Origin of the sequence: Aquicella lusitana (assembly GCF_902459475.1) — a bacterium.
In the GTDB taxonomy this organism is placed as follows: domain Bacteria; phylum Pseudomonadota; class Gammaproteobacteria; order DSM-16500; family DSM-16500; genus Aquicella; species Aquicella lusitana.
The window spans coordinates 2,144,992-2,154,315 of record NZ_LR699114.1 but is presented as its reverse complement, the minus strand read 5'-3'; the positions used below and the strand labels follow the sequence as shown (position 1 = coordinate 2,154,315).

Annotated in this window: 8 protein-coding genes; 5 read left to right on the top strand and 3 right to left on the bottom strand. The window is 43.6% G+C overall.

Annotated features, from left to right (window positions below):
• Window positions 1-168: 168 nt before the first annotated feature.
• Genes AQUSIP_RS10025 through folP form a run of 3 tightly spaced genes read left to right on the top strand, consistent with a single transcriptional unit; the run spans window position 169 to window position 2,822 of the window.
• Window positions 169-1,104: a potassium channel beta subunit family protein gene (locus AQUSIP_RS10025; RefSeq protein ID WP_114834975.1), complete on the top strand. Its 936-nt coding sequence runs from the start codon at window positions 169-171 to the stop codon at window positions 1,102-1,104.
• Between the two features lie 6 nt (window positions 1,105-1,110).
• Window positions 1,111-1,482 carry a dihydroneopterin aldolase gene (locus tag AQUSIP_RS10020; protein ID WP_114834976.1) on the top strand — a complete coding sequence of 124 codons (372 nt, stop codon included), beginning with the start codon at window positions 1,111-1,113 and terminating at the stop codon, window positions 1,480-1,482.
• 5 nt (window positions 1,483-1,487) lie between these two features.
• Entirely contained in the window at window positions 1,488-2,822 is a 1,335-nt protein-coding gene (folP, locus tag AQUSIP_RS10015) for a dihydropteroate synthase (RefSeq protein WP_114834977.1), read from the top strand.
• Here the strand turns inward: folP and folC are convergent.
• Window positions 2,800-4,077: a bifunctional tetrahydrofolate synthase/dihydrofolate synthase gene (gene folC / locus AQUSIP_RS10010; protein ID WP_114834978.1), complete on the bottom strand. Its 1,278-nt coding sequence runs from the start codon at window positions 4,075-4,077 to the stop codon at window positions 2,800-2,802. The genes folP and folC overlap by 23 nt on opposite strands.
• A 470-nt stretch (window positions 4,078-4,547) precedes the next feature.
• On the opposite strand from folC, the gene AQUSIP_RS10005 reads away from it, so the two are divergent.
• Window positions 4,548-5,633 (top strand): IS110 family RNA-guided transposase, encoded by a 1,086-nt coding sequence (locus AQUSIP_RS10005; RefSeq protein ID WP_197737807.1) that lies wholly within the window; start codon window positions 4,548-4,550, stop codon window positions 5,631-5,633.
• 363 nt (window positions 5,634-5,996) lie between these two features.
• On the opposite strand, the gene AQUSIP_RS10000 is transcribed toward AQUSIP_RS10005, so the two are convergent.
• Both AQUSIP_RS10000 and AQUSIP_RS09995 read right to left on the bottom strand, forming a co-directional pair.
• Window positions 5,997-6,911 (bottom strand): L,D-transpeptidase family protein, encoded by a 915-nt coding sequence (locus AQUSIP_RS10000; RefSeq protein ID WP_114833885.1) that lies wholly within the window; start codon window positions 6,909-6,911, stop codon window positions 5,997-5,999.
• Between the two features lie 134 nt (window positions 6,912-7,045).
• On the bottom strand, window positions 7,046-7,753 hold the full coding sequence (locus tag AQUSIP_RS09995; RefSeq protein WP_114833884.1) for a murein L,D-transpeptidase catalytic domain family protein: 708 nt from the start codon (window positions 7,751-7,753) through the stop codon (window positions 7,046-7,048).
• Window positions 7,754-8,174: 421 nt separating this feature from the next.
• Between AQUSIP_RS09995 and AQUSIP_RS09990 the strand changes: the two genes are divergently transcribed.
• Window positions 8,175-9,320 (top strand): D-alanine--D-alanine ligase family protein, encoded by a 1,146-nt coding sequence (locus AQUSIP_RS09990; protein ID WP_197737851.1) that lies wholly within the window; start codon window positions 8,175-8,177, stop codon window positions 9,318-9,320.
• Window positions 9,321-9,324: the final 4 nt, after the last annotated feature.

Below are 9,324 nucleotides of genomic sequence, written 5' to 3'. Positions count from 1 at the left end.
ACGAAGCATGGGAATATCTGACTTTAGTTATAGTGTTAATTGGGCGATACAGTACCATATTTGTACTGATTGGAGCAAGGGATTTGGGAGAGTGTCATTGTCCCAGGCACGATCTAGTAGTAGATTATCAGGAATATTTTCCACAAGAAAAAATAGGGATTTTACGTTATGCAATATAACAAGCTCGGCAGGGCAGGCATCCGCTTAAGCGAAATTTCATTTGGCTCCTGGATTACTTTCGGGAAACAGATTGGATTGAGCGAAATTAAAACATTGATGCATACGGCATTTGACCGCGGCGTCAATTTCTTTGATAACGCAGAAAGTTACGCGCACGGCGAAGCTGAAATCCTGATGGGAAAAGCGATTAAGGAATTCCGGCGCGAAGATCTGGTCATTTCAACTAAAATCTTTTGGGGTGGAAACGGACCCAATGATACGGGCCTTTCCCGCAAACATCTTATTGAAGGCACCAAAAATTCTTTAAAACGCCTACAGCTTAATTATGTTGATTTATTATTCTGCCATCGTCCCGACCCTAATACGCCCATTGATGAAACCGTGCTTGCCATGGATTATCTGGTTCGTGAAGGCTTGGTCTTTTATTGGGGCACATCGGAATGGAGTGAAACACAAATTGAAGCGGCGTATAAAACCGCCGAAGCATTGAATTGCATCAAGCCCTCCATGGAGCAGCCTAAATATAATCTCTATTTCCGTGATCATCTTGAAAAAGATTATCTACCGCTTTTCGAAAAATATGGCATGGGAACGACCACATGGAGTCCGCTTGCTTCCGGCGTTCTTTCTGGCAAATATAATCAGGGCATTCCGAGCCAGAGCCGACTTGCCAGAGAAACCTGGCTAGTACCGGATAATTTCATGCAACTGATCGAAAAAACCAAGCAGCTTGAAACTATCGCACAGGATCTGGAATGCACGCTTGCGCAGCTCGCTATCGCCTGGTGTTTAAAAAACCCCAATGTCAGTTCAGTGATTACTGGCGCAACTCATATTGAACAATTAATAGAAAATCTGGATGCGCCCGCTGTGAAAAATAAATTGACCCCCGATATCCTGAAAAAAATTGACAGCATTGTGTGACACGACATGACTAAAACAGCTATTACGTCCTTACAGATACGCCAGCTTGAATTACGCGTTCACCTGGGCTGGCCGGATATTGAGCGCCAGCATGAACAGACGGTACTGCTCGATGCAGATATTTTCTTTCCAGCGCCGCCCAAAGCGTGTACCACTGATCATCTCGATGATACTTTGTGCTATTCCGCATTGATTAACGCATTACGTGAATACCTTCAGACTCGCAAGTTTCATCTGATCGAACATTTAACGCATGAAATTTATCAGCTCATCAGATCCCATTTGCCGGTAAAATCACATCTTACTGTACGCGTTACCAAACACCCTGAGATTCAGGGTTTAACTGGCGGCATTCAATTCAGCTATTCGGACGATTAATAAAGATGGTTATTCTAGGACTCGGTTCCAACGTGGGCGATCGCATGGCAAACCTGAGAAAGGCACTCATTGCGATTAGACAAATTCCGGGCATGATCGTTGAACAAGTCTCGCCTGTTTATCTTTCTGACGCGCTACTTCCAGAAAATGCGCCGCCAGAATGGGACATGCCGCATCTTAATCTAGCACTGCGCTGTCACACCACGCTTGAGCCGCTTGATCTGCTCGATCAGCTGAAAAAAATTGAATGGTCTATTGGCCGAAAACCGGAAGTACGTCATTGGGGACCGCGCATTTTAGATGTTGATATTCTTGCGTGGAATAGCGACATCATAAAAAGTGAAAGACTAACGGTCCCGCATGAAAGTCTTCAGGAGCGGCCTTTTGCTTTATGGCCGCTGGCCGATGTTGCACCCGACTGGCGGTTTCCACTCAACGGTCCTTATCACGATAAAACCGCCGCAGAAATAGGCGAGCAATGGGGATCACGCTTCACTGGCAACGCACCGCTTCGCGCACGACAGATTTATCAGCGCATTGATACGCCACAATTGATGGGCGTGGTCAACGTTACGCCGGATTCTTTTTCTGATGGCGGCGCATTTCTGGAAGCTGAAAAAGCATTACAGCAAGCATTATATCTGGTCTATTCTGGTGCCGAAATTATAGATATTGGCGCAGAGTCCACCGCGCCAAGTGCAAAACCGCTCACTGCGGACATAGAATGGCAACGGCTTGAACCAGTGCTGGCCGCAATTCAAGCTGCTAAAGATAAATTTATGATACTGCCCAAAATCAGTATTGATACACGTCATAGTGAAGTGGCAGCCAAGGCATTGAAGCAGGGTGTGGACTGGATCAATGACGTAACAGGACTAGAGGATGAGGCAATGCGTGAGCTTGTTTGCACATCTAAAGCCGATTGTGTAGTCATGCACCACATGAGCATTCCAGCAAGTCGCCAGCACGTTCTTCCGCGTCATCAGGATCCGGTGCGTCTTGTCTATGAATGGGGAGCAAAACAAATTGATGTGCTTGAAAAAGCGGGCATTTCCCGCGAGCGCATTATTTTTGATCCAGGCATTGGTTTTGGTAAAGTAGCCGAACACTCCCTGCAACTGATCCGGCACACTGATGTGTTCAAGCAATTAGGCACGCGTGTATTGATCGGCCATTCACGTAAATCTTTTCTTTCTTTATTTACGCCGCATACGTTTGCCGAGCGGGATATTGAAACACTCTCTATCGCACTGTACCTCGCCAAACAGCCCGTGGATTATCTGCGCGTGCATAATGTGGAAATGTGTGCGCGCGGCTTCAGGGTCCAGGCTGCGTTGTAAAAAAGGCCGTTCTTTGCTTCTTGAATATTTCAGCAACTGTATGGAAAGAACCAAAAACAATGATTCTGTCTCCCGCTACTGCTTGACGCAAGGCAGCTTCATAAGCCTCGCTTATTGTGGCAAAAAGAGGGATATCACCTTCACCTGCTGCTTCAAAAGCCCGGGTTAGAACAGAAGCGGTCGCTGCCCGTTTTACTAACAAGGGTGCGATATACCATGTATGAATGCTGTCTTGAATGGCTCGAATACTTGTTGTGATATCTTTATCAGCCAGCATGGAAAATACTGCGTGTGTCTTTCCATCACAAGGCATGGTTGCAAGTTGTTTGGCAAGATGAGTGACTGCTGCCGGATTGTGAGAAACATCATAAATATGTGTAACAGGCCCCGGAATAATCTGAATGCGGCCTGGCAATTTTACTTCTGTCAAACCCTTGTCGATTGCTTCGCGTGCAACCGGCAATCGTTCTTGAAGCAAACTCATTGCCATTAGCACAGTGGACATATTTTGCGTTGCGAGCGCATTGTAGGACAGCGCATCATAAGTACTTATAAAGGATTTCCATGACCAATGCCGCTCGCTTTCACGATAATCAAAATCTTTATGCTGGCAATAAAGTGGCACATCTTTTAATGCAGCTTGTTTGATAAGTGAGGCGGGTGGATCAGCATCACCACAAACAGCCGGTTTGCCATGACGGAAAATTCCGGCTTTTTCATACGCTATTTCATCCCGTGTCGATCCCAACCATTCAACATGATCAATATCAATACTGGTAATGATAGCAACATCAGCATCGAGAATATTGACCGCATCAAGACGTCCTCCTAAACCTACCTCCAGTATCATGACATCCAGGGAATGCTGGCTAAAGATCAGTAAGGCGGCCAGAGTTTGAAACTCAAACGGTGTAAGGGATACGTTGCCGCGCGCAGATTCAATTTGTTGAAAAGCGTTGCAAAAGGCTTCATCAGTCGCTTCCCTGCCATCAATACGCACCTGCTCATTGTGTTTAAACAAAATAGGAGAAGTGAAAGTACCCACCCTAAAGCCGGCCGCCCTGTAAATGGATTCCAGGCCCGCGACTGTAGACCCCTTGCCATTGGTCCCTCCTACAATGATCACCGCGCAGGAAGGCGATAATAGCCCCAGCTGTGCAGCCACAACCCTGACCCGATCCAAACCCAATTCGATTTCAGCGACATGAATGGAAGCGATCCAATCCAGCCATTCAGCTAATGTGGATAAATACATCTTATTTCCTCTTAACAGACTGTGTATAAGATACGAATAATTTTCATCCTTTGCGTTCCGTCATTTTTATCCCCACTACCTTCCACGTTCACCTTGAGTTTTCCACAGGTTTTGTTTTCTGTAACTATATGATTATAATTATTTTTATGAATTAATCCACAAAAAATACCCTGCTATATAACCAAAAAAGTCTTAAAAAATAAATAAATTATTTTGATTAGAGAGAAGAAGAAAAGACGGAACAGGCATTCAAAACCCCGCTGCTTGTCAGCTGGATCAACGCCGAGAAGCGGGTTCATAAAGAAACTCATTAAATGTTTGATGGATTCCGCGAACAAGTCGCATGACGACGGCAAGAGCGGAAATTTACCGGACAGTAATGTGTCTGCGCGAGTTGCTATGCTGTATTAAGAAAGACCCCACCAGTTAAAATAGTTTGCGACCAACAAACTAAACAACGGAGGGGTCTCATGAAACAGTACGATTATACAGGGAAAGAGGTATACGTTGGTATAGATGTTCATAAAAAGACCTATTCTTGCGTTATTATTTGCGAAGGAGAAGTAGTGAAACGAGATACAATGCCAGCCAAAGCTGAGATATTGGTAAGTTATCTAAAAAATACGTTTTCTGGAGCGGTCATCAAAACTGCTTACGAAGCTGGATTTTCTGGATTTCATCTGCATCGCTATTTGGTCTCCCATGGAATAAATAACATAGTGGTCCATCCTGGTTCTATTGAAGTAGCCTCCCGAGATCGGGTCAAGACAGATAAACGCGATGCATTAAAAATAGCCCTACAATTATCTGCTGGGCGATTGCATGGGATCTTTGTGCCAAGCCAAGAGCGAGAAGAGAAACGTAGCATGACGCGATTACGGACAAATATATTGAAACTACGGCATCAAGTTGGTCAGCAATTTAAAGGACTATTATTTACTCAAGGATTAATAGAAGTAGAAGATGATACGGTGATTTGTCCAAGATGGTTATCTCAAAAGTTAAGTGAAGTGGAACAGGGGAATTATTCAAACGATTTTTGTTATAGCGTTCATCAATATGCTGAGCAATGGATGCAATTGACGAAACGAATGAAAGAAATAGAAGCAAGGCTTGAAATTCAGGCAAATGATGAAAAAAGTCTGCAAATGATTTATGAAAGCGTCCCAGGGATTGGCCCAATTCATGCAAGACAATTAGCCAATGAGCTGGGTAATATGATTCAGTTTAAAAATGAAAAACAGTTATTTAGTTTTACAGGACTAACGCCGAGTGAGCATTCATCGGGTGAGCATACTCGACAGGGTCATATTACACGACAAGGAAATTCAGTATTACGCAGAATTTTTATAGAAGCAGCATGGATAGCCATTACAAAAGACCCGAGCCTGAAAGAAATATTTAATCGTCTCTCGAATAATCGAGGAAAAAAGCGTGCAATCGTTGGTGTTGCACGACGATTAGCAGGCCGTATTCGATCTTGTGTATTAACAGGAGCATTATATGAAATAAAACCAACTCAAGAAGCTTGTTCGCTTCAGGAAAAGGTTGCCTGACCTCGTTCAGTCATCCTGTGAGTCTGTAATTTTTAGGGACCACGTTCGCGAGTTTGGGGCAGGCATTATAAGACCGAATGAACAACTTGTGCGCGTTTTTACGGAAACGACCACGAATAGCAGATTGGCCTACAAGGTCTAGTGATAGGATCGGTATAAGAGCTGGCTTCTGAGTTGGTTTTAAATTGAAAAATAAGTGCTTTTATTAGCAGGAGATGCCGCTATGCGCAAACTTGAAAATACACATAGCGGAATGACAGAGAGGCTAATGCGGAATGACATGGTTAAATGGTAGTACTGCGAGATCAATAAAAAAACCCGCTCTAAAAGCGGGTCTTTCAAAATGAAGAAGAAGGAAGTGGATTACTGAATTCTGACGCCCACCTCATGAGGTAAGCCATCTCTTTCTTTGGCAATATAAGAAATAAGCTGCCAGTCTACCAAAGTAGGTTGGTCTTTAGTCATGTTAGCTACCATATGCACCATGCCAGGCAATGAAGCATCGAAATTCGCATTATGTTCTTCAAGCGGCTGATGTGCTTCCAGGTAAAGATGATCATTCTGCCAGCCGGCCTTAACAGGTGAGTTGGTAATGACAACGGGTATGCCACCTTTTACGGAAGGAAAAAATTGTTCGATATCGGATTCGTACATCCGAATACAGCCAAAACTGGCCCTTCTACCTACACTTTCTGGAAAGATCGTGCTATGGATGAGATAAGTCGGAATGCTCATATAGATTGCGTAGGGACCTAAAGGATTGTCAGGACCTGGCGGCATGATGCGCGGCAGTACAATTCCCTGTTCAAGATTAAATTCACGAATATCCTGAGGGGGTATCCATGTAGGATTAGTTGCCTTTCGTGTAATTTTTGCTTTCGTGATTGGAATGGTTTTGCCAATTTTTCCTATTCCGATAGGATAAGTCAGCACTTGATTGGATCCTTCCGGGTAATAGTACATGCGCATTTCAGGCAAGTTGATCACAATACCTTTACGCGGCTGGTTTGGTAGCAAATGCTGGGTAGGAATGAGCAAGGGCGTACCGGATGTAAATCCTCTTCCCATATTAAGATAAGGATTTGCACTTTCCAGTGAATTAAAACCAATATCATAGCGCTTGGCTACAGTTACAACATTGTCGCCTGATCCCGCACTACTATATTGAACCTGTCCAATGATCGATTCATTGGAAGCAGGCAGCGAATAAGTTGCAGCAAATGAACAGGCTGAAAAAAACGATAACGCGGCTGAAAAAAGAACTTTTCCTATTTTCATTGTTTGTCCTTAATTAGCTAATGGACTCTGCTCGACCCGTAAAGTGTCGAGCAGAATATGTTCCCCATCGTGGGGGTTTATTCGAACCCGATGTATCACAGTTTAACATTGACGCGAGTCTGAATGAACGTTAACTAAGTTAAAAATCGGGAATGGGATAACCAATTCCTGTCAGGATAATAGGCGAAAATTAATGTATTCTCCTTAATCGTGTTGATGAGTGGCTTGGCCAAATCCTGGCTTACTGCAGGGCATCCCCAGCTGCGCCCGATCTGTCCATATCGCTTCAAGGTATCCGGCGTAGCGTACCAGGCGCCATGGATAACCACACTTCGACGATAAGCATTATCATTAACTCCACGTTCCAATCCTCTCAGGCGTAATGAATACCCATTTTTGCCAATATAAGGCTCATCGGTAACAAATACACCTATGCTGGATTTTAAACTGCCCGGGCTGTTTGAAAAAGAGGAAGAAGCCACTCCACCGCTATTTTTACCATGCGAAACCAGCGTATTAAAAAGCGTCCGGCCCCGTTTGAGATCAAATACCCATAAACGCTTTTCAGTTGAGGGCTTGGAATAGTCAATGACGGTTAATACCTGCTTGTTGTCAGTAATACCTTTCTGTTTTGCTTTTGAGTAGGCAATGAGGCTAAGGCGCAATACTTTGGTATCAATATTACCTGCTTGTGATTTCAGAATTTGAATTTCCCGTTCAACCCAGGAATTGGTTCCCGGTTGCTCTCCATTGACGCCGCCTGAAAAAAGCCATGAAAAGGGCCAACTAAATCCCAGTGAACCTAACAAGGCAAATAAAAATAATGTAGTACGTATTTTCATAGTCGTTCTCAGCTTGTCTTCAAAGTTAGTTTAATGCTTGTTCAATCAAGAATCCCAGAGGCAATCCTTTGAACATTCTATGAGGGAGAGGGGCATTTTTATACAGCAATAAATGGCTTGTCAACGAATATTGGCCTGGCACTTAACAGAATAAGATATAGGGCACTGTTTTTAAAATATTTTTTAAGTTTCAGATTAGCGCAGAAATTGCGAACTTAATTGTGCAGAATTTTTCCTAAACAGGGCTGACGGTGTTTACGCTCAGAATGATACCCCATGTAAAATGCCCTGCTGAAATGTCAACCGCTCCTAAATAGAAAAAAAGAGTCTTTATATCAAAAAATTTGTTATCCTCTTAGACCAGAATAGAAAATTAAATAATTTCTCTCGCCAGAGGAAAAATTTCAGGTAGGTTATTGTCATGAAATCGTTGGATAAAATCCGTGTTGCTGTTCTTTTTGGAGGCCGTTCGGCAGAACATGAAGTCTCATTGCGCTCAGCCGCTAATGTTATCCAATATCTTGATCCTTCGCGTTTCGACATTATTCCTATTGGTATTGATAAACAGGGCAGCTGGTTTCTGGGTAATGATATTTTTAAAAAAAGCCTGGAGCACAATAAAGTTCCCCAGCTTCATGGCCATAGTGACACCTGGTTTACACCAGAATGGGTAGGTAAACCGGTAGAGAAACAGCAGGTTAAGGAATTGATTTCGCGTCCTGTTTCCGGCCAGTTTTTTGATGTTGTCTTTCCTGTTGTGCACGGCACCTTGTGTGAAGATGGAACATTACAAGGATTGCTGGAACTTGCCGATATTCCTTATGTTGGCTGCGGTGTGCTTTCTTCGGCCATTGGCATGGACAAAGACGTTTCCAAACGTCTTGCCATGAGTGCGAATATTCCTGTTCCACCCTATCTTGTTATTAAACAGAATCAATGGGATATAAATCCGGCTTCTTTTTTGCGTGAAGTCGATGAAAAACTTTCTTTTCCGGTATTTGTCAAACCGGCCAATACGGGTTCCAGTATTGGGATCACCAAGGTAAAAGCAAGAGAACAATTGCAAGCTGCGATTAACGAAGCGTTCCGCTTTGATACCAAGGTATTGGTAGAGAAGGCGCTTTCTGTTATTGAACTGGAACTGGCTGTGCTTGAATCACTGGAACCTGAGGAAGAGCCCATCGTTAGCGTTGTGGGAGAAATCAGGCCGCGGCATGAATTTTATTCTTATGATGCAAAATATGTTGATGAAAATGGCGCTGAATTGTTAATACCAGCTCCGATTCCAGAAGAAATCAAAGCAAAAGCGCGGCGGCTCGCGCAGAAAATTTTTAACACGCTGGAATGCGAAGGCATGGCGCGTGTGGATTTGTTTCTTGATAAAGAAACGCAGGAAATATTTTTTAACGAAATTAACACGCTTCCTGGTTTCACTCAGATTAGTATGTATCCTAAACTCATGGATGCTTCTGGCATTCCTTACCCACAATTATTGACGCATCTGGTTGAACTCGCGATTAAACGGCATAAAAATAAAAGCCGGCTGATTCGAAGCTATGCGGGATAGATTG

What these genes read in the sequence shown, in the direction of transcription:
- folC (WP_114834978.1), bottom strand. Translation starts at nt 4,077, where the DNA reads ATGTATTTATCCACATTAGCTGAATGGCTGGATTGGATCGCTTCCATT.
- AQUSIP_RS09995 (WP_114833884.1), bottom strand. Translation starts at nt 7,753, where the DNA reads ATGAAAATACGTACTACATTATTTTTATTTGCCTTGTTAGGTTCACTG.
- AQUSIP_RS10025 (WP_114834975.1), top strand. Translation starts at nt 169, where the DNA reads ATGCAATATAACAAGCTCGGCAGGGCAGGCATCCGCTTAAGCGAAATT.
- AQUSIP_RS10000 (WP_114833885.1), bottom strand. Translation starts at nt 6,911, where the DNA reads ATGAAAATAGGAAAAGTTCTTTTTTCAGCCGCGTTATCGTTTTTTTCA.
- AQUSIP_RS10020 (WP_114834976.1), top strand. Translation starts at nt 1,111, where the DNA reads ATGACTAAAACAGCTATTACGTCCTTACAGATACGCCAGCTTGAATTA.
- folP (WP_114834977.1), top strand. Translation starts at nt 1,488, where the DNA reads ATGGTTATTCTAGGACTCGGTTCCAACGTGGGCGATCGCATGGCAAAC.
- AQUSIP_RS09990 (WP_197737851.1), top strand. Translation starts at nt 8,175, where the DNA reads ATGAAATCGTTGGATAAAATCCGTGTTGCTGTTCTTTTTGGAGGCCGT.
- AQUSIP_RS10005 (WP_197737807.1), top strand. Translation starts at nt 4,548, where the DNA reads ATGAAACAGTACGATTATACAGGGAAAGAGGTATACGTTGGTATAGAT.